Genomic DNA, 20,031 nt, shown 5'->3' on the forward strand with positions numbered 1-20,031 from the left:
GAGACAACGCGACGAGTTGCTCCTACAGGCCTGCGGTTTCGGTCACTCACTCGGCTGCGGGGGTATCGCGTGCGTCGTGCCGTAATGCTCTGCCAGAAATCTTCGGACGTCCTCGGCCACCGGATCGCAGAGGGTCTCGAAAAGCGCGGCCGCCTCGTCCAGTGCGTCTTGAGCGACGGCTGCCCTACCGACCATGGCGAGCTGTTTACCCAGCTCCATGAGTGATCGAGCCAAGCCCAGCAGGTCGCCGATCCGGCGCCGCACTCTGACAGCCTGCTCGTACCAACCGATAGCCTCAGTCGTTCGTTCCTGAGCCTTGCACACGTCACCCAGCCCGTGCAGGGACTTGGCTTCTGTCGGCAAATCTGCTGTCTCGCGGGCTCCGGCAAGCGCCCGCCCATACACCTCGAACGCTTGAACGGGGCGGCCAAGATTCAATTCGAGCGTGCCGATCTCACTCAGGGCAATCGACTCGTTGCGGTGATCACCGTTTTCCTGAAAGATCGCAAGTGCTTCACGCTGGCGGTGCAGAGCGTCCTCGTACCGGCCCACCAGACGCAACGTCCAAGCGACGTTGTAGGCGCTCATGCCTTCCCACCATCGGTCGTTGATGTCCTGACTGACCAGCAGTGCTTCAGCGAAATGTGCGAGGGCGTCCTCGTAGCGCTCGAGGTCCGATTCCACCCCACCCAGACAAATGAGACTCCAGGCTTCCGCCCATCGGTCACCGAGTCTCCGTGCGGCTTCGACCGCCGTCGTCGATAGTTCGAGTCGGTGGCTGTTGTGTCTGCGCAGGCGCAGGAAGTAGACGAGTGCCACGGGTAGCTTCCAGGCCACCTCGTCCAGACCGAATTCCACAGCTTGTTGCACGGCAGGGACCAAACTGGACAGTTCGGCGTCGCACCACTGGAGGGCAGCGGCGGGATCGGCGAACGATGCGCGTCCCTGGTCATCCCCGCCGGTCATCGGGACGTGCTGGCGTTCGGGGACGAGAACGCGATCGGCAGCGTCAGTCATCCGCAGATAGAACGACAACTCGCGGCAGAGGGCCTGTGTTCGTGCTTCCGCGGATTCCTCTTCCGCCACGCGCTCCCGAGCATAGTCCCGGAGGAGGTCATGGAACGCATACCGCCTTTCTCCGGATTCTTCGAGTAGGTTGACGGCCGTCAACCTGCGCAGGACGCGTCGCGTCTCGGCCTCGGAAAGGGCCGTCAAAGCAGCAGCAGCCTGTACAGAGAAGTCTGGTCCGGCATGGAGCGACAGCAGCCGGAATACCCTAGCGGTCGCCGGGGGCAGTTGTTGGTACGACCATGAGAACACCGCTCGAACCTCCACTTCCTCGTCCAACGCGGCAATCGCTTCGAGCCGACCCTCACCGTCTGTCAGCTCATCGAGAAGCACTGCGAGACTGGCGTCGGCACTCGCCTGCCGAGCCGCCATCCTGACCGTGAGCGGCAGGCGACCGCAGCGCAGCACGAGTCGCGTAGCACCGTCCGTGTCCCGGTGACCGGACAGGCGTGAGAACAGTTCCACCGCATCGGGTGTGTCGAGCGGTCTGACAGGCACATGCGTGGCCCCGTCCACAGCCGTCAGGCCGCCGAGCCGGTTCCTACTGGTGACAATCGTGAAGCAGGCGGGTGACGATGGGAGCAGCGGCCGCACCTGCTCCGATGATCCTGCGTTGTCCGCCACCAACAGAATTCGCTTTCCATCGAGCAACGACCTGAAGAGTGCGGACATGGCGTCCAGGTCACCGGGCGTGCGGTTGTCCGGGGTGCCGAGCGCCGAGAGAAACCCTTGGAGTACCGCCTCGGGCGACAGCGGAGCCAAGCGATCGTAGCCGCGGAGATTCACATACAACTGACCGTCAGGGTAACGATTTTTGGCCGAATGAGCCCAGAATACAGCGAGGGCGCTTTTGCCCACGCCAGCCGGACCGGAGAGCAACACGACCTCGTTCTCTACCATGGCGAGTTCATTCAGTCGGTGCATGGTGTGAGCCCGGTCTGTGAAACAGGTGGCGGCCCTGGGGAGTTGTCTCGGTACTGGGAGGCTGTGCTGGACACCGTTCACGCCGCCGTAGATCGTCCCGGCCTGAACGACATGCGTGGCCTGTCCGTCGAAGGCGTTTCCTGTGCCATCTTCGTTCATGTATCTCCTGCTGTCCGGGGGCCTGCAGATCAGGTAGTGGATCGGTGTCAGACGGGCGACCGGCTGGACAGACGGTCGATCGCCGCGCGCAGGCCTGTAGCAAAACGGACTCCGGCCGGGGCTAACACACCAGCGGCAACAAGGACATCCACGATGTGGTCCGCCTGGTCATGGTGGCGTTTGAATGCCGCAACGGCTTCGATCATCTGGTCCCTGGCTCGTAAGGGGAGCCGGGCACAACGCGCTAACCACAGTTCCGCCAGCGGCACATGGGCGTACAGGGCGTGGAATGCTTGCTTCACCGGTACCGGATCGACTCGGTGTGGCAGCGTCACTGGATGGGACTCCGCCACTGTGAAGAATTCGTACATGTCCATCAAGGCGGTCAGTTTGGTGCGCTGGAACTCGCGCAGCAGTGCGCCCGAGACGTCAATGTCGACGGCTCCGTCGGGCAGCGCCACGCCTGCTGCACCGAAAGCTCGCTGCGTGGTGTACTCACCGGCTATGTCTTCCCGCGGCGTGGCCCGAAGCGGCACTATCGTCCGTAGCCCCGCGCCCAACGGCCCGGCGTACTGGGGAACCAGCCGGGACAATTCGTCCGCCGCCTGACTGAGGGCGAGCCTCAAGGCTTCCCATTGGATGAGGGAAAGCCTGCCCCATACGTTCCAGCCCTGGCCGACACGATAGGTGTCGAGGTCGTCGATCGTGACGGACAGCGATGCAGCAGTCAGCTGTCTGATCGCGATCCATCCGGACGGCGGTCGACCCGCTACCTCGATGGACAGGATCGCGGTGGAACCATCGCTCGCTGCACGTGAAGCGCCCAAGCCAGGCAGATGCACCAGTCCGGCCTGTATAGGGAGAGGCAGACTGGCCCTCACACCGGCCCTCCAGGCAACAGCGGCTGCGAGACCGGCTACGTGCGCCAGCGCCTGTTCTCGGCGGCCACTGCTGTCCGAGCCCAGACAACGGACAGCCCAGGTTTGCACGAAAGGGTGACGGAAAACCTGCGCAGTGGCCGTCGGATAACGGCCGTCGAGTTCGATCAGCAGATTTCGGCCGAGCGCCGCTGCCACCGCCAGGTCCGACCGGCCTTCCGGCTGGGCCCCTCCGGCGATGAGCGCTCGGGTAAAGGAGAGCTGCACGTGCTGCAGAGCCTTTATCCCTTCCACTGTTCCGGCTCCTGAGGCGAACGCGTCGAAAGCGCCGTTCGGGAGGTGGTGTATGGCCGGAAGGTGACCACCGTTGGGCGAGCCGCTGTTGGCCCCTGGCCGAAGCGCCGTAACCTCGTAGGCCAAGAAGGCAAGGTCCGCGCAGTAGATTGACGGATTGTCGAACCCATTTTCCCGCCGATAGCGATGAGCGTAGTGGCCACCCCCGCAAATATGGACCACCGGGCATTCGAGGCAGGTCATGCAGAGATTCGCGTGGCCCTCATTCCTCGCCACCATGCCTGGGTGCCTCATCAGTTGGTCCAGACTATGCGTGAAGACAGTCATCCCCGTCGCCGGTGCACCTGCGTAAGCCACTTTCAGGGAGTCGACCTGCTCCCACGATCCGTCGGTGTCCACCACGGCGAGCGCTACGGGGCGGAGCCCCACAGACTCAAGGCCGCTGGGTAGCCCGCGCGACGCAGCGACCAGGGCGTCGAAGAGGCGGATCGGTACTGGTCTGCCGTCTGTGAGCCACCGGGAGTGAATACGGCGCAACCACGCGCCGTAAGGCGCCGGAGCCGACCCGTGGCCGGGCGGCGGGCTGACCCAAGTGGCGTGCGGTAGCAGGAAGTCCAGACGTGGCGGGGACTCCTTGAGCAGGGCTTCATAGACCGCAATCGGATCGTTCGCTATGTTCACGGTGCAGAGAATGCCACCGTAGAGATGACGGAATTCTGGCCGTCTCAGTAAGGCGAGTGCACGCAACACCCTCGCATGGCTGCTGCGACCGTTGGCGTAACGGCGGTGACGATCGTTCGACGACCTGTCACCGTCGAGTGAGACACCGACTTGTACGTCGTGCTCGTCGAAGAGCTTGCAGAACCCTTCATTCAGCGAGACTCCGTTGGTCTGGACGTGGAAGCTGACCCGAACCTTGTCGTCCAGAACTCCGCGTAGTGCCTCGATGATCTCTCGCAGACGCGAGATACCCAGAAGGAGGGGCTCGCCACCGTGGAGAGTGATGCGAACCGCTGGCAACTGATGGGATTGGGCGTGTTCTCTGATGCGTCTTCCAGTTTGCGCAGCGATCGCCGGAGTCATGGCCTGTGGCTTGTTCCGCCAGCTCTGATCAGCGTGTTCGTAGACGTAACAGTGATCGCAAGCCAGATCGCAACTGCCGTGGACCTTCAGAACGAGTTGGTCGATGAAGGAACGCATTCATCCTCGCCGATATCGGAGGTGAAAGCAGCCATCGGCGCCGCCAGGTCGGGGGTGAGAGCACGCACCCGCAATCCGGCGGCCAAAACAGCGGAATCAGTGAAAAGACTCGCCAAAGAGACGTTCGTGAGATCGGGAAGGGGGAGCCCGGGAAGATCCGTATCGCTCATGGTACCTCTTCTGCCTCGCGAGGGGGCGGAGGCCTATCGAGATGCACAGTTCTCCGACTAGAGGGAGCGGCATGGGCAAGGTGACCATTCGAACGCCCTCCAACTGCAGCACAATAGCAGCGGGCTGCCTTCCTGTCTGCGGCACTCTGCGTCAGATTTCGCTTCCCGGTGACGTAGACTCTCCCAGTGAGTTCTAAACCTGATCAGATATCGCAGGTCACACTACGGCCAGTTGCAGCTGATGACGAGAGAACTTTTCTCGAACTGGCCCGCGCCAGCGCCGAGCTCCACCATCCATGGGTGCGACTGCCCCGCACTTCCAGCAGCTTCTCGTCCTACCTGTCGAGATCGGATCATGTCACCGCCGCCTGCATGGTCGTCTGCCTCAGGAATCAGGGCGATCTCGTGGGAATGATCAACATCAACGACATAGTGCGCGGCTCGTACCAGAAGGGCGTACTCGGGTATGCGGTGTTCCTTCCCTACGCGAGACAGGGCTACATGGCGGCGGGTATCGCACTGGCGGTGCACTACGCGTTTGAGTGCCTCGACCTGAACCGCGTGGAGGCTGATATTCAGCCCGACAACGAGGCGTCTTTGAAACTTGTACGGAGGCTGGGGTTCCGCAAAGAAGGCTTCTCGCCCGGCTTCATCAAGATCGCGGGTCTCTGGCGCGACCACGAACGCTGGGCGATCACCCGGGACATGGAACTTCCCGCCGTTCCCAAGGAATAGAGTCGTCCGAAGAGACGGCGACGACGAACCTGGTCATTCCATTCTCAGGCCGCCGTGGATGTCCTGGGCCTGCACCACGTTCTTGGCCTGCCCCTGGAAGGAGTTGAATGCCCCACTACCGGTGGCTTGATTCCACAGATTCTGGCATTCCTGGCGGAAACCGGGGTCACGGGTGAACTCCTCGTTCAGCGCTGTCGCAAGTTGCTCCTGGGACTCGTGCATCTCGGGGTAACCCGAGAACCGCTCTTTGACACATCGAACGAGGGCCGGAAGAACGGCGCCTGTGGATTCGCCCGCCTTGGTCGCCATACCGGCGGCGAAGGCTCCGGCGATGGCAAGGGACAATGGATCCACGGTGTCCTCCACTCGATGAGTAGGCCCGTCCATCATGCAGGCACGAGAGGGGGCGGACCAGTCAACGGTGCAACATACAGAGAGAATTCGCGCGTTCAGGTGCGGGTGGCGTCGATGACGCTCTTGCTCACTTACTCCAGGCCACTTCGGCCAGCCGCAGGTCGATCCACCAGGCCGGGTCGCCGTCCAGTTGGTAGCGGTCGGTCTCCGCGAAGCCGTGCTTCACCGCGAAGCGGAGGCCGTCCTCGTTGGACTCCAGGACGCAGGTCTCGATCACCCGCGCCCCCAGGTCCCGCGCCCGCCGCAGCGCGCGTTCGTACAGCCGCTCACCGAGTCCCCGGCCCCGGTGCTCGGCCAGCACACGGGCGATGACCATGGCCACGGCGTCGTCCCCCGCCGGTGGGCGGACCGTGGAGTTGCCCACCAACACCCCCTCCTCATAGGCCAGTTCGAGGTGGTTCCGGGTGGCGCGCTCCCGGACGTCGGCGAGGGACAGCACGTGCGCGGGGATGATCGTGTTGTGGACGTACCGCCAGGCTTCGAGCTGCTCGTCGTCTGCGGCACCGTCCACGCGCTGGATGTCGAGGTCGGTCACCGGCTCAGCCTAGACAGCGCGCCCTGCCCGTACACCCGCATTATCAGCGGCCGTCCCGGTCGTTCCGGGCGTTCCCGTCGATGTCGATGTCTGTGTCCATGTCTATGGCGTCGTCGTCGTCGTCGAGGAGCGCGTACGCCCGTACGGGGAACGTGCCCATCCCCTCCACCGCCGGTGGCGCGGCGTGGAAGCGGAAGCCCTGCGGCGGGAGTTGCTCGAGGCCGCGCAGGTGCTCCACGACCGGGATGCCGGCGGCGAGGAGCCCGGTGTGGGCGGGGCGGGTGCCGTCGTCGGTGTCGTCGATGTTGAGGGAGTCGATGCCGACCAGGGCCGCCCCGTGGTCGACCAGCCAGGCCACGGCGTCCGCCGTCAGGTAGGGGTGGCCGTGGCCGTACAGGTCGGTGCCCCAGTGCCGGTCCCACCCGGTGTGGATCAGTACGGCCCGCCCCGTGACGTCGTACGGCAGCAGCGCCGCCCGGTCCACGGCCCGGCGTCCGGCGTCGTGCACGCGGACGACGAGGCCGTCGAGGTCGGCGAACGTGCCGATCGGCAGCCCGGCCAGGTCGTGTCCGCCGCTGAAGCGGTGGAAGGGGCTGTCCAGGTAGGTGCCCGTGTTGGAGACCATCGCGATGCGGCCGATGGCGAACTCGGTGCCGGGCGCGTAGTGGTCGCGGGACGCGTCCCGCGTGAGGTGCTCGCCGATCTCGGGGCCGGGCAGTCCGGGGTACGTGGTCATCCCGTGCCGGATGGTGTGGCTGAGGTCGACGATCCGGCGACCGCCCGGCCCCCGCCCACCGCCCGCCCCGGGTGCGGCGCCCGCCTCGCGTGCGCCGCTCCGCGTGCCGTCCGCGGTCCGGCGGGCCTCGCCGCTGGTGCCGCGTGACCCCTTGTGCGGCTCCCGCACCGCCTCCCGGCCGCTGACGTGCACCTTGTCCACCATGAGCAGTCCGAGATGCCGGACGAACAGCTCCGCCAGCTCCGCGTCACCGATTTCCGGGCCGGGCACGTCCAGCATGAAGCCCTGCGTCTGCAGTCCGCCACCGTTGCCGAAGGTCACCTCGGCGTCGAACCGGACCCGCCACTGCTCGTCGTTCTCGCTCATGGTCCGATCCTCCATGCAGTAGCACTTCACCACAAGCAAGGATTACTGAAGCGGAGCTACAGTGCCGCTTATGGAACTCGACCCCCGCCGCCTGCGTGTCCTGCGTGCCGTGGCGCTGCGCGGCGGTGTGGTGGACGCCGCGAAGGTGCTGCATCTGACGCCGTCGGCCGTCTCACAGCATCTCGCGCAACTGGAGCGGGAGGTCGGCCGTCCGCTGGTGGACCGCTCGCGCCGCCGGGCCGGGCTGACCCCTGCGGGGCGGCTGCTGGCGGCCCGCGCCGAACGCATCGAGCAGGAGCTGGCCGAGGCGCGCCGCGAACTGGCCGAACTCACCGGCCGGGCGACCGGCCCGGTGGCGGTCGCCGCGTTCTCCTCGGCGGTGTGCCACCTCCTGGTCCCGGCCCTCGCCGCCCTCGCCCGCACCCATCCGGGCCTGGAGCCGCGCGTCATCGAGGCGGAGGGCCCCGACGCCCTGCGGGAGCTGCGCACCGGCGGCCTGGACGTGCTGGTCGTCGAGTACGACGGCGCGGATCCCGACCCGGACGAGCAGTGGCGCGACCTGGCGTCCACGCCGGTCGCGGACGACGAGTACCGGGTGATCACCCCGGCGGACTGGTCGCCGCCGCCCCGCTCGGTGCGTGACCTCGCCGAGCGCCCCTGGGTCGCGGCGCCGTCCGACACCGCGTGCGGGCGCGCCCTGGAACGCATCTCCGCGGAGTACGGCTTCACCGCGCGGCGCGCCCATGTCGGCCGGGAGTTCCCGACCGTCCTCGCCCTGGTCGGGGCGGGGCTCGGCGCCGCCGTCGTCCCGACGCTGGCCCTCGCCGGGGCCCCCGCCGAGACCATCGCCCTTCCGTCGGCCCCCGTGGCGGGCCACCGCCGCGTCGCCGCGGTCCACCGAGCCTCCCGCACGGGCCCAGAGCCCCTGATCGCAGCGGTGACGGACGCCCTGCGCAAGGCGGCGGTGGACCTGGGCCTGACCCCCACGACACCGGGTTGACCGACACGGCCACGGGTCGACGCCCACGAACGCCGGGAGCCCGCACGACCGTCGGCTCACCCCAGGGACCGGGCCGACGCCGACCCCGACGGCCGCCGACTGACTTCTACGGCCGCGGACTGACCCACGGCTGCCGCATCGATCCACGCCCGCCGACGGCCCCGCTCGACCACCCCGGCTGACCCCTAGGCCGTCTACTCGGCCGGCGACCCCCGGCCGGCCCGCCTCTACGCAGGCACCGGCGGGCGTGGATGAGGGGCCCGGCGCTGTAGGGGTGGCCGACGGTCGGCAAGGGGGCTCGCGACGGCGTCGCGGGGCAGTCGTGGGCGGCAGCCGGGACCCGTGTCCAGGGCGACGCGGTGGGGGTGCGGGGGACCTCGCCGGCCTGCCCGACCGCCTCCGCCCCCACGGCCCCCGGCCGACCCGCCCGCACGCGGGCACCGGTGGCCAGCCCAACCGACCCCGGCTGACGCCATGGCCCTCCGCTCACGCCACAGCCCCCGACCGACCCGCCCGTACACGGGGCGGCGGCGCGGGGGCCGGAGGGGGCGGGGGTCAGGGGGTCTTGATGATCGTGTCTATCGCCCGGACGAACGCGTCGGGGCTCTCCTCGTCGCCCATGGCCAGGCGCAGGGTGTAGCCGGTGAGGAGGGCCAGGAGGACGTGGGCCGTTCCGGTGGCGTCCGGGTCGGCGGGGACACCGCGGACGGTGCGTTCCACGCGGATGAGGTCGGTGGCCTTGGCGTGTGCCGTGGCCAGGTGGTGGCGGACCCGTTCGGCCAGCCGGGGGGAGACGGCCGCCTCGCCCCAGATCTGCGCCATCAGCCGCGCGTGTTCGCGCCCGTCCCCGGTGCCGTGGACGCGTTCCGGCGACTCGGGCAGGCTCGACGAGGTGACGTCGTCCAGGGCCGTGTGGATCGCGTCCTCGCACACGGCCTGGATCAGATGGTCCTTGCTCGGGAAGTAGTGGTAGAGGGCGCCGGCGGACAGTCCGGAGCGCGCCACGATGTCACCGGTGGAGGACTGGGCGAAGCCCTTCTCCGCGAACACGGTGCGGGCGGCGTCCAGGATCTGCCGCCGACGGGCGTCCCGGTGGGCCTGGGTGACCTTCGGCATGGGCGGCCGGCCTTTCGTCGTGTCGGGCGATGGTGCGCGGTGGTCGCGGTGGTGAGCCGTGGCCGGGGTGTCAGCCGACGGGTGCGGCCGTCTTGTCGGGGGCCGGGGTGGACGCGGGGGTGTCCTCCGCAGCGTGTTCCATCCGGTCCAGGCGCAGGGCGCGGTGCAGGGCGCGCAGAGGGGACGGGGCCCACCAGTTGGCCGCGCCGAGGAGCGCCATCAGGGAGGGGACGAGGAAGGCGCGTACCACCGTCGCGTCGATGAGCACGGCGAACGCCGCGCCGAGGCCGAGTTCCTGGATGAACACCAGCCGGGCCATCGCGAGCGCGCCCACCGGGATGCAGAACAGGACCGCGGCCGAGGTGACGATCCCGCCGGTGCGGGACAGGCCCTGCGCGACCGCCTCGCGGTTGTCCAGGCCCTGGGCCCTGGCCTCCTTGATACGGCTCAGCAGGAAGACGTTGTAGTCCGTGGACAGGCCGAACGCGAGCGCGAAGACCAGGACGGGCGTGGTGGCCTCCAGCCCGGTCTGCGGGGCGAAGCCGAGGTTGCCGTCCTGGAACACCCACACCAGGAAACCGAACGCGGCGCCGGTGGACAGCAGGTTCATCACGAGGGCCTTCAGCGGCAGCACCACCGAGCCGGAGAAGGCGAAGAGGAGCAGCAGGGTGACGACGACCAGGATGCCGCCGGCCAGGGGCAGGCTGTCGGCGATGCTCGCACGCTGCGCCAGGAAGTCGGCGGTCCGGCCGGTGTACCGGGCGGTGTACGGGGCGGCCAGGTCCTGCACGGCCTCGACGGCGTCCATGGACGAGTCGGTCAGGGGGTCCTCGGCGAGGACGGCGTCGATCTCCCAGTACCGGTCGTCGAGTTCGACGGGGGTGCCCACCGACTTGACGCCGGGAACGGCGCCGATCCGCTCGGTGTAGTCGGCGAGCCGGGACGTGTCCGGGGCGCCGTCGGTCTCCAGCACGATCTGCAGGGGCGAGGTGGCCCGCGCGTCGTAGTCCTCGTCGAGCACGGCGGCCACTCGGCCCGCGCTGGTCTCCTCGGGCAGGAGGGTGGGGTCCACGCCGGTGAAGCGCACGCCCAGCAGCGGCGAGGCGATCAGCAGCAGCACGGCCGTGGCGGCGAGCGCGAACACCGCGGGGCGGCGCATCACGGCCTGCGCGACGCGGTACCAGCGTCCCTCGGTGGCACGGGCGGCACCGGAGTCACGCTGCCAGCGGCGCGGGGCGAGGGAGTTGACCCGCTTGCCCAGCAGGGCGAGCAGCGGGGGCAGTCCGAGGAGGGCGAACAGGGCCGCCGACACCACGGTGATGACACCGGCCAGGCCCATGGAGCGCAGATAGGGCTGCGGGAACGCCATCAGCGCGGCGAGCGCCGCGGCCACGGTGAGGGAGCTGAACAGCACGGTGCGGCCGGCGGTGGCGACGGTCCGCCGGACGGCCTCGGCGCCCGGTCCGCGCTCGGCGAGTTCCTCGCGGTAGCGGGAGACGAGCAGCAGTCCGAAGTCGATGGACAGGCCGAGGCCGAGGGCGAAGGCGAGGCTCATCGCGCCGGTGGAGACGTTCATGAACTCGGTGGCGACACGCAGGCCCGCCATGGTGAGCAGCAGGGAGACGATGCCGCCCAGCAGGGGGATCAGCGCGGCGACCAGCCCGCGGAAGACCAGGAAGAGGACTACCAGGATCACCGGGGTGGCGATGAGTTCGGCCTGCGCCAGGTCGGTGTCGGAGACCTCGGCCACCTGCACGTGGCCGGGTGTGGCGCCGCCCAGCCAGGTGTGGCCGCGCAGGGTGGGATCGTCGTCGATGGCCTTCTGGAGGCCCTCCACGGCCCGGGCGCTCTCCTGGTCCGTCATGGAGCCGGTGGCGCCGACGACCACGGTGCTGCGTCCGTCGCGGGAGATGAGCGCGGCGCCGTCCGGGGAGGTGTAGTCGATGACCTGCTCGACCTCGGGGCGCGACCGCAGGAGCTCCGCGGCGGCCGTGACGGCCTTCGGCGGGGTGGTGTCCTTGTCCAGCCGCTCATCGGTGCGGACCAGCAGCAGGTGGCCCTGTTGGGGGTCGATGCCGGTGGCCCGTTCGATGATCTCGCGGGCCGCGACGTTGCCGCCGCCCGGATCGTCGTAGTCGGACAGGCCGTTGGAGAGCTTCTCCGCCACGGCGCCGCCGTACACGGTGGCCAGGGCGGTGACCAGGAGGGTCAGCAGGAGCACGACGATCCGCCGGCGGTGCAGGGCCGAGCCCAGAGCCGAGAACATGGGTTTTCCTTCCTTCGCGCCCGTGGGGGGCGGGACGCGTACGCCAAGCGTCGGGCAGGGCGCTGGATTCTCACTGAAGCGTCCGGAGGGGACCCTGCTGACCGGCGCTAAGGTCGTGCTAGAGCCGGGGGCCCGCGAACCGCGCCGGTCCGGGTCCGGCCGGTAGCGTCGGCCTCCCGAGACCCTTCACGGCTCGCCCTGCCCCGCCGCCCTGCCCCGCCGCCGTGCCCCCGACCCCGCACCGTCGCCGCCTCGCAGGCCCGGCCCGTCCCGCCGGGACACCGGCCGCCCCCGTGCCCCCGTCCCGTCCCGCCGCCCTCCGCCGCCCTCCCGCCCTCTTCGTCCGTACGACCGCCACGGGGCCACTTCGTCGCGCCCGTGTTCGCCGCAGTCCGTCCCGGAAGGAATGTCATGCGCCGTATCTCGTCCGCCGTGCACATCCACAGCACCGTCGACCGGGTGTGGTCGGTGCTCACCGACTTCGAACGGTTCCACGAGTGGAACCCCTTCCTCGTCGAGGCCGCCGGCCGGGCCGAGCCGGGCGCCCGGCTCACCCTGCGCTTCCGACTGCCCGGCAGCGGACGGGAGATGGTGTTCCGGCCGACCGTGCTGGAGAGCGAGCCGGGGCGGCTGCTGCGCTGGCGCGGCCGGCTGGGCGTGCCCGGTGTCTTCGACGGGGTGCACAGCTTCGAGCTGATCCCGCGCGACGGCGGCACCCATGTGGTGCAGACGGAGCGGTTCAGCGGGCTGCTCGTGCCGTTCACGGATTCGATCATCACCCCGTCCGAGCAGGGGTTCCGCCACCTCACCGACGCGCTGAAGACCAGGGTGGAGTCCTCCGGCGTCAGGGGCGTGTCCGGGTAGCCGGGCGCGGAGCGGTCGCTGCAAGGGGACCTTTAGCCCGCGGTCCCACCATCGACCGACCATGACTCCGCTGGAGAGGCAGCAAAAACGATGACAGCAGAGCTGACCGCACAGGTGTGCGTGGTCGGAGGGGGGCCGGCCGGGCTCACTCTGGCCGTGGAGCTCGCCAAGCGTTCCGTGTCGGTGGTGGTTCTGGAACAGAGCGGGCACTTCAACCGGTCCTTCCGCGGCGAGTCGGTCTCCCCGGACTCGGTGTGGCTGCTCGACCGGCTCGGTCTGCTCGACCGGCTCGACGGAACCTACGCGCAGATGCACCACATGGAGATCGTCGACTCCGGCAGCACCGTGCTGGGCGTCGACTTCTCCGACTTCCGCTACCCCCACCCCTACCCGGTGGAGCTGCCGCAGCCCGCTCTGCTGTCCGCCCTGGCCGACGCCGGGCGCGCGCACCCGGGCTTCACGCTGCGTCAGTCCGCCACCGCCGTCGGCCTGCTGCGGGAGCAGGGCGACAGCGGCCCGGTGACCGGGGTGCGCGCCCGCACCCCCGACGGCGAGCTGGTCGTGCGGGCCGCGCTGACGGTCGCGGCCGACGGCCGGTTCAGCAAGGTCCGGGAGATGTCCGGGCTGGCGTACGAGAAGCAGCCGCTGGACCGGGACGTCATCTGGCTGCGGCTGCCCTTCCCCGAGGAGTGGGACAGCCACACGTACCGCATCCGTATCCGGGGCGGTGAGCACGGGCTGTTCATCCCCACTCATCCGGACAGCGTCCGCGTTGGCCTCAACATCCCGAAGGGGGGTCTGAAGGACCTGCGCGCCCAGGGGTTGGGGGCGCTGCACGAGCGGCTGGACCGGCTCGCCCCGGAGCTGTCGGACACCGTGCGCAAGGAGGTGCGGGCCTGGTCGGACACCTCGATGCTGGACATCTTCACCACGGTGGTGCCGCGTTGGTCCCTGCCCGGTCTGGTCCTCATGGGCGACGCGGCGCACACCCTGACGCCGATCCTCGGTCAGGGCGTGAACCACGCGATCATCGACGCGGTGACGCTGGCACCGCTGGTCGGCGAGGCGCTCGCCGACGACAGCGCGGCCGCGCTGGTCCGGGCCTGCGAGACGTTCCAGTCCTCGCGGGAGGAGGCCGTACGCCGCTCCCGTGCCCTCCAGCTCCGCCAGGAGCGGCTGTTCGCGCTCGACGGGCGGCTCGGCGGTCTGGCCCGCCGGTCCCTCTACCGGGTGGTGGACCGCAACCGTGCGCTCCAGCAGAAGGTGCTGGCCAGGGCGTACTTCCAGGTGCAGGAGCCCGGGCCGGTCGTGGCCCCGCGGGTGGTGCGGCAGCCGGCCCGGCGCCCCTAGGCCGTGTCTGACAATTCCCGTCTGCCTCGCGACGCCATGCACGCACTCTCGCCGCACCGTTCGCAAGCCCACGTACACCCAGTACGTGGGCTTCCGCCCGGCACGCCGAGAGCACGCACCTGACGTCGCGAGGCCGCCCTCCGGGCGACGACGCGAATTGTCAGACACGGCCTAGCGCGGCGCGCCCACCACAGACCGCTGCCCGGGTCCCTCGGAGGGGACCCGGGCAGCGGTCTGTGTGGCCGGCGATACCGGCGGAGGTCACCAGGTGACGGGCATCCGGCTCAGGGCGTGCACCATCATGCCGCTGGTGAGGCTGAGGTTGTCGACGTCGTCGGCCAGGGCCAGCCGGGGGAAGCGGCGGAGCAGCGAGGAGACGGCGATCTGCAGCTCCGCGCGGGCGAGGGCCGCGCCCAGGCAGAAGTGCGCGCCGTGGCCGAGCGCCAGGTGGGCACTGGCCGAGGACCTCGACGGGTCGAAGGCGCCGGAGTCCGCCCCGAAGCGCTCCGGGTCCTGGTTGGCGGAGGCGACCGCCGCGATGACCCCGCTGCCCTTGGGGATGGTGGTGCCGGCGATCTCGACGTCCTCCAGGGTGATGCGGAACGGGCCGCCGTCACCGATGGGGTTGATGCGCAGCAGCTCCTCGACCACCTGGTCGATGCTCTCCGGGCGCTCCCGCAGGGCGGCCAGGTGCTCGGGGTGGCGCAGCAGGGTCAGGACGCACTTGCCGATCATGCTGACCGTGGTCTCGTGCCCGGCGACCAGCAGGGTGATGCCCATGGTGATCAGCTCGTGCTCGCTGAGCCGGTCGCCGTCGTCGTCGTGCACGGCGACCAGGGCGCTCATGAGGTCGTCGGCGGGCTCCTCGCGCTTGCGCTGGACCAGCTGGGCGAGGTACTGGACCATCGACATCCGCTGCTCCATCACCTCGTCGGCGGTGTGCGCCGTGAGGGAGACGAACGCGTCGGACCAGCCGCGGAAGCGGTCCCGGTCCTCGAAGGGCACGCCGAGCAGTTCACAGATGACCATCACCGGCAGGGGGAACGCGAAGACCGGGTTGAGGTCGACCGGCGGGGAGAGCTTCTCCATCTCGTCCAGCAGCTCGTCGGTCAGCTGCTGGATGCGCGGGCGGAGGTTCTGCACGCGTCGGGCGGTGAACTCGCGGGAGACGAGCCTGCGCACCCGGGTGTGTTCGGGCGGGTCCATGGTGAACAGGCTGCCCGGCATGGGCGGGGCCGCGGTGAGGCGGGGGGCGCCCTCGGCGAGCATCGCCGCCCGGCTGAACCTGGGGTCGGCCAGTACGACGCGGGCGTCGTCGTACCGGCTGACGACGTAGCCCTCGTCGCCGCTGGGCAGCCTCACCTTGGCCACCGGGCACTTGGCGCGCAGCTCCTCGTAGACGGGGGGCACCTCCACCGCCGAGGGGCGGTGGAAGGGGTACTCGTACTCGGTCTCGCTATCGGTCCCGGTCCCGGCGGGGGGCACTGAGGCGGTGTCCATCGTGTGGCCTCCAGGGCTACTTCGGTTCACAGACATGTCGGGCTGTCAGCCGACAGTCGCAGGACCGCCTTGTGCAGCGATAAAGGCTCCCTGTACCGGACCGGGCGCGGGCCCCGGGCACGGAACAGGCCCGCGGCCCCGTGGGAAGGGCTGCGGGCCTGGGAGGCGGCGCCGGTTCAGCGCTGCCAGCCGTCCGGTGTCCGCAGGCCGAAGCCGAGGGCGCGGGCGAACGCGATGGAGGTGAGCCAGCTCATGCCGAAGGTGAAGGGGGCCGCGATGTCCTCGGGGCCGTCCCCGAGGAACGAGAAGACGACCATGATCGCGAACGGGATCAGGGCCCGGTTGAGGATGTTGTGGAGGGGGACGGCCCGGGGAGCCAGCTGACCCGGCTCATGGGCCTGGCCCAGCCCGGTCAGGCGGGCGAGGAAGGGCAGGGCGGCGCCGAGGAAGGCCCCCGGGATCACCCAGCCCATGTGCTTGAGCACCTCGAAGACGTCCCAGAGCAGCAGGAAGGCCGCCAGCACGCCCCAGGCGACGCGCAGCGGGACGGGGGTGGAACTCCTCGTGGCGTTGGTGGACTCGGTCATCACCATGTATTTCTCCTCGGTGTCGAGGCGTACGGCAGGATCGGCCGGGCCGGCCGTGGGGACCGGCCCTGCCGTACGTCACGAGCGATCGAACAACGCAGTATGCGGCGGGCCGCTGGAGCGCCGCTGAAGCCGCAGGTGGCGGGCGGATCCTGCCCGCCCGCGCACCCGGTCACGCGTGTGACGGTCCGTCACCGCCCGCCGCCGTGGAAGGGTTCCCACCGCGGTGCCTCGAGGATCTCCACGACGGCGCAGGTGCAGCTGAACCCGGAGCCGCCGCCGACGAACAGCACCCGGTCGCCCGCGGCCAACTCCCCGCGTTCCAGCAGGTCGTTGAAGCCGGCGATCTGGTCGCCGGCGCCCAGGTGGCCCACCGTGCGGGCGAACTCCCAGGTGGCGCGCTCCACGGGGATGCCCAGCAGCTGCGGCACCTGCCACTCCAGCCGGCTGCGTCCGCTGGAGAGGGTCACCACCCGGTCGACGTCCGTCCTGGCCATGCCGGCGTCGGCCAGCACGGTGTCCACCACGCCGTTCACCACCGCCGCGACCCGCTCGGTGGCCTCCCGGACACCGCCGTGGGTGCGCATGTAGTGCCCCACCCTGCCCAGCAGGTCCAGCGGTTCACCGGACGGCAGGGGGCGCAGTCCGGGGCCCCGCACCACGGCTTCCAGGGAGTTGTCGGCGCCGGTGGCCGTGGACAGCAGACGGGCGAAGCCGCCCCGCGCGGACAGCAGCAGCGCGGTGGCGCCGTCGCCGTAGACGAAGCCGGGCTCGCTGCTCCAGCGGCGCACCAGGGGCGCCCCGAACCGGTCCGCGGTGGTGACCATCGCGGCTCCGGTGCCCGGGCGCGCGGCGACCTGGCGGGCGGCCATCTCCAGCGCGCCGAGGCCGCCGTTGCACTCCTGCTCCAGCCCGTACGCGGGCACGCCCCGGCCGAGCGCGTGGCCGGCCACGTAGGAGGCGGCGGGCCACATCTCGACGCCCTGGAACCAGATGCCGCTGTGGATCAGCAGATCCACGTCGGAGGCGTCCACCCCGGACCGCTTGAGCGCGGTCGTCGCGGCGTGGACGGCCATGTCCGGCGGGGCCATGGACTCGTCGGCGACGGAGACGGAGACGATCTCGTCCGCCGCGTACTGCTCCGCGTCGTACGCGCCGGACTCCACGGCCGACCGGGCGTCCTCGGGTGCGCCCAGCCACACCCCCGTCCCGGCGACGTACACACCTTCCCACTGCATGAGGTCTCCTCTCCGGTCGCCGGCGGTCAGGCCGAGCCGACGGACTGCTCCCGCAGGGCGGCCACCACACGCCACAGGGAGGCGGGGGTGGCGAAGGTGTCGGCCATCAGCTCGGAGTCGGGGACGGCGATGCCGTACGTCTCCTCCACGCGGACCAGGACCTCCACCATGGCGAGCGAGTCGAGGCCCGCCGCCTTGAGGCTGCTGTCGGCCTGCAGTTCGCCCTTGGCGGCGAGCCGGGGCAGGGCCTCCAGCAGCAGCGCCTCGAACGTCGCGTCCCAGGGGGCGGCCGGTTCGTCCGCCGTGGCGGGCGCCGCCTGAGTGGTCGTCTCGGTCATGGTGGTGAGGTCCTCCGTACGGGATCCGGTGTGGGGTGCGACGCTGTCGCGCCGCAGGGCCAGGCGGGTGGCGGAGACGGTCTCGCCGCCGTCCACGACGACCTCGGCGGGCGCCGGGTGGCCGAGGAAGCCGAGCAGGCTGGCGGAGAGCCCGTAGGCACCCACGTTGGGGAAGGCCAGCAGGTCGCCCGCGCGCAGCCCGGGCAGTTGGGCCGCGCGGGCGAGGATGTCGGCGGGGGTGCACAGCGGGCCGGCGAGGGTCACGGTGGCCGCCTCGCGGTCGGCGGGCTCGTCCGCCGCCCGGCCGGTGTCCGCGAGCGGCTGGGCGGACAGGGGCAGCAGCCGGCCGAGGCCGGACAGGCCGCCCAGGTGGTTGATGCCGGAGTCGAGGACCGCGTAGGTGCTGCCGCGGCTGTTCTTCACGTCGGTGACGGTGACCACCAGTCGGCCGCTGTCGCCGATGAGATAGCGCCCCGACTCGAAGGCGATCACCGGTTCGCCGTCCCGCCAGCCCGGCAGGTGCTCGTCGAGCACCGCGGTCAGGGCCGTGCGCAGCCTGCCGTACACGGGCCGCTCGCCGGGGTTCGCGTACGGGGCGGCGAAGCCTCCGCCGAGGTCCAGCAGGTGCAGGGGGATGCCGAGTTCCTCACGGAGCTGGGCGGCGGTGCGCACACTCTGGGCGAGTTCGGCGATGAGGCCGTCCTCGTCCCGGGAGTTGGTGAGCGGGAAGAAGTGCATCCCGATGATCCGGACGCCCTTCACCAGGAGCCGCGCCCCGTGCTCGGCCAGGTCGTCGAGGTCGAAGCCGAACTGGGAGGGGCCGCCGGTCATCCGCAGGCCGGCCTGGCCGGGCGCCCCGGCGGCGTTGATGCGCAGCACGCAGTCCGCGGTGACGCCCCGGGCGTCGGCGGCGGCGCCGATCCGCTCCAGGTCGCCGAAGGACTCGGCGGAGAAGGTGCGCATGCCGGCGGCGATCGCCTCGTCGAGTTCCGCGGGCACCTTGCCGGGGCCGGAGTACATCAGTTCGGCCGCCGGGTGGCCCGCTTCGAGGGCCGCGGCGAGTTCCCCGCGCGAGGTGACCTCGGCGCGGGCGCCGCCCCGGCGCAGCTCGGCGACGAGCTCGGGATGGGAGTTGGCCTTCAGGGAGTAGTAGACGCGGCACGGCTGGGGCAGGGCGGCCCGCAGGTCCTCCAGGGAGGCGCGCACACGGGCCAGGTCGTAGATGTAGAGGGGGCTGCCGTACTGCTCGACCAGCCGGCGGGCCGTCAGGTCGTCGGCGGGGTGCCCGGTGCGGTCGTGGTCAGTTGCCATCGGTGCCCTCCATGAGCCGTCGGCGCAGCTCCTTGCGGTCGGTCTTGCCGTTGGGGGTGAGCGGGAGCGCGGGCAGGACATGGCAGACGTCCGGCACCTTCGCGGCCTCCAGGCGGTCCCCGAGCCGGGCCAGGACCTGCTCGCCGGTGACGTCGGGGGTCTCGCCGACGACGAACAGGACCATGTCGCGGTCCTCCTCGGGGACGAGGAGCGCCGCCTCCCGGACGCCCTCGATGTCGAGGACGGCGGCCTCGATCTCGACGGAACTCATGCGCGAGCCGCGCCGCTTGAACAGGTCGTCGCGGCGGCCCTGGAAGTAGACGTGGCCGTCCGCGTCGAGCCGGCCGTAGTCGCCCGTGTGCAGGGTGACCGGGCCGCCGTCGGCGCCCGGCCGGAACCGCAGCGCGGTCTGCTCCGGGGCCCGCCAGTAGCCGGCCATGACATGCGGGCCGCGCACCACGATCTCGCCGGTCTCCCCGGTCGGCAGGGGCCGGCCGTCGTCGTCGACGACGAGCACCTCGGTGCCGGGCAGCGCGGGCCCCACCGAGCCGGGGCGGGCCAGGTCGCCGTCGGGCTCCAGGATGGTGATCCGCTTGCACTCGGTGGTGCCGTACATGGGGGCCACCGACGCTCCGGGGAAGGTCTCCCGCAGGGTGGCGATGAGCGGGGCGTTGAGGGCGGCTCCGGTGTTGGTGAACAGGCGGATCCGGGTGGGCCGCGGGTCACGGGAGGCGAGCTTGACGAGGAGTTCGCCGAGCGACGGCACGAGGGGCACGACGGTCGCGCCGTGGTCCCGGGCGAAGCCGAGCAGCCGGGCGTGGTCGGCGGGGCCCGACAGCAGCAGTTCGGCGCCGGACAGCGCGCTGAGGAAGACCTGGTAGAGGCCGTAGTCGAAGGAGAGCGGGACGGCGGTGAGCACGATGTCGTCGGGGCGGTAGTTCAGCCGGGCCTGGATGGCGCGGGCGGCGAACGCCACGGGCCC

The 20,031-nt window shown here is 70.4% G+C and carries 17 protein-coding genes; 4 read left to right on the forward strand and 13 right to left on the reverse strand.

The window, feature by feature from the left end; genetic code table 11:
• Positions 1 to 42: 42 nt before the first annotated feature.
• The 3 genes from M8J73_RS09810 to M8J73_RS09820 are packed head-to-tail and all read right to left on the reverse strand — an operon-like array spanning position 43 to position 4,693.
• Positions 43 to 2,151, reverse strand: a complete 2,109-nt coding sequence (locus M8J73_RS09810) for an ATP-binding protein (protein ID WP_079054650.1) — start codon at positions 2,149 to 2,151, stop codon at positions 43 to 45.
• 47 nt (positions 2,152 to 2,198) lie between these two features.
• Positions 2,199 to 4,523, reverse strand: a complete 2,325-nt coding sequence (locus tag M8J73_RS09815) for an FxsB family cyclophane-forming radical SAM/SPASM peptide maturase (protein WP_063799148.1) — start codon at positions 4,521 to 4,523, stop codon at positions 2,199 to 2,201.
• Complete coding sequence (locus M8J73_RS09820; protein WP_157873039.1) at positions 4,493 to 4,693, reverse strand: hypothetical protein; 201 nt, start codon at positions 4,691 to 4,693, stop codon at positions 4,493 to 4,495. The genes M8J73_RS09815 and M8J73_RS09820 overlap by 31 nt, the downstream gene beginning before the upstream one ends.
• Positions 4,694 to 4,879: 186 nt before the next feature.
• Between M8J73_RS09820 and M8J73_RS09825 the strand changes: the two genes are divergently transcribed.
• Entirely contained in the window at positions 4,880 to 5,428 is a 549-nt protein-coding gene (locus tag M8J73_RS09825) for a GNAT family N-acetyltransferase (protein WP_063799147.1), read from the forward strand.
• Between the two features lie 33 nt (positions 5,429 to 5,461).
• Here the strand turns inward: M8J73_RS09825 and M8J73_RS09830 are convergent, their stop codons facing one another.
• The 3 genes from M8J73_RS09830 to M8J73_RS09840 form a co-directional block, all read right to left on the reverse strand.
• Entirely contained in the window at positions 5,462 to 5,794 is a 333-nt protein-coding gene (locus M8J73_RS09830; protein ID WP_055536919.1) for a hypothetical protein, read from the reverse strand.
• 115 nt (positions 5,795 to 5,909) lie between these two features.
• Positions 5,910 to 6,377 carry a GNAT family N-acetyltransferase gene (locus M8J73_RS09835; protein ID WP_055536918.1) on the reverse strand — a complete coding sequence of 156 codons (468 nt, stop codon included), beginning with the start codon at positions 6,375 to 6,377 and terminating at the stop codon, positions 5,910 to 5,912.
• A gap of 43 nt (positions 6,378 to 6,420) precedes the next feature.
• Positions 6,421 to 7,479, reverse strand: coding sequence for a cyclase family protein (locus tag M8J73_RS09840; RefSeq protein WP_169797805.1), 1,059 nt, complete (start codon positions 7,477 to 7,479; stop codon positions 6,421 to 6,423).
• Positions 7,480 to 7,549: 70 nt separating this feature from the next.
• Here M8J73_RS09840 and M8J73_RS09845 point away from each other — a divergent pair, with 70 nt between their 5' ends.
• Positions 7,550 to 8,479 carry a LysR family transcriptional regulator gene (locus M8J73_RS09845; RefSeq protein ID WP_055536917.1) on the forward strand — a complete coding sequence of 310 codons (930 nt, stop codon included), beginning with the start codon at positions 7,550 to 7,552 and terminating at the stop codon, positions 8,477 to 8,479.
• 555 nt (positions 8,480 to 9,034) lie between these two features.
• Here the strand turns inward: M8J73_RS09845 and M8J73_RS09850 are convergent.
• Together M8J73_RS09850 and M8J73_RS09855 are read right to left on the reverse strand one after the other, a co-directional pair.
• Positions 9,035 to 9,595, reverse strand: a complete 561-nt coding sequence (locus M8J73_RS09850; protein WP_055715662.1) for a TetR/AcrR family transcriptional regulator — start codon at positions 9,593 to 9,595, stop codon at positions 9,035 to 9,037.
• A gap of 70 nt (positions 9,596 to 9,665) precedes the next feature.
• On the reverse strand, positions 9,666 to 11,861 hold the full coding sequence (locus M8J73_RS09855) for an MMPL family transporter (RefSeq protein WP_249828486.1): 2,196 nt from the start codon (positions 11,859 to 11,861) through the stop codon (positions 9,666 to 9,668).
• 411 nt (positions 11,862 to 12,272) lie between these two features.
• Between M8J73_RS09855 and M8J73_RS09860 the strand changes: the two genes are divergently transcribed.
• Positions 12,273 to 12,725: an SRPBCC domain-containing protein gene (locus tag M8J73_RS09860; RefSeq protein ID WP_055542786.1), complete on the forward strand. Its 453-nt coding sequence runs from the start codon at positions 12,273 to 12,275 to the stop codon at positions 12,723 to 12,725.
• 90 nt (positions 12,726 to 12,815) lie between these two features.
• Positions 12,816 to 14,075, forward strand: a complete 1,260-nt coding sequence (locus M8J73_RS09865) for an FAD-dependent oxidoreductase (RefSeq protein WP_055542785.1) — start codon at positions 12,816 to 12,818, stop codon at positions 14,073 to 14,075.
• Between the two features lie 261 nt (positions 14,076 to 14,336).
• Here the strand turns inward: M8J73_RS09865 and M8J73_RS09870 are convergent, their stop codons facing one another.
• The 5 genes from M8J73_RS09870 to M8J73_RS09890 form a co-directional block, all read right to left on the reverse strand.
• Positions 14,337 to 15,575 (reverse strand): cytochrome P450, encoded by a 1,239-nt coding sequence (locus M8J73_RS09870; RefSeq protein WP_055542784.1) that lies wholly within the window; start codon positions 15,573 to 15,575, stop codon positions 14,337 to 14,339.
• Between the two features lie 176 nt (positions 15,576 to 15,751).
• Positions 15,752 to 16,168, reverse strand: a complete 417-nt coding sequence (locus M8J73_RS09875) for a hypothetical protein (protein WP_055542783.1) — start codon at positions 16,166 to 16,168, stop codon at positions 15,752 to 15,754.
• A gap of 185 nt (positions 16,169 to 16,353) precedes the next feature.
• A complete protein-coding gene (locus tag M8J73_RS09880; RefSeq protein ID WP_055542782.1) occupies positions 16,354 to 17,400 on the reverse strand; it encodes a ketoacyl-ACP synthase III family protein in 1,047 nt (348 codons plus the stop codon).
• Positions 17,401 to 17,426: 26 nt separating this feature from the next.
• On the reverse strand, positions 17,427 to 19,049 hold the full coding sequence (locus M8J73_RS09885; protein ID WP_055542781.1) for a phosphopantetheine-binding protein: 1,623 nt from the start codon (positions 19,047 to 19,049) through the stop codon (positions 17,427 to 17,429).
• A partial coding sequence (locus M8J73_RS09890; RefSeq protein WP_249828487.1) for a class I adenylate-forming enzyme family protein occupies positions 19,039 to 20,031 on the reverse strand: 993 nt, incomplete at its 5' end. The genes M8J73_RS09885 and M8J73_RS09890, both read right to left, overlap by 11 nt.

Source organism: Streptomyces neyagawaensis (assembly GCF_023516595.1).
Taxonomy (GTDB): domain Bacteria; phylum Actinomycetota; class Actinomycetes; order Streptomycetales; family Streptomycetaceae; genus Streptomyces; species Streptomyces neyagawaensis.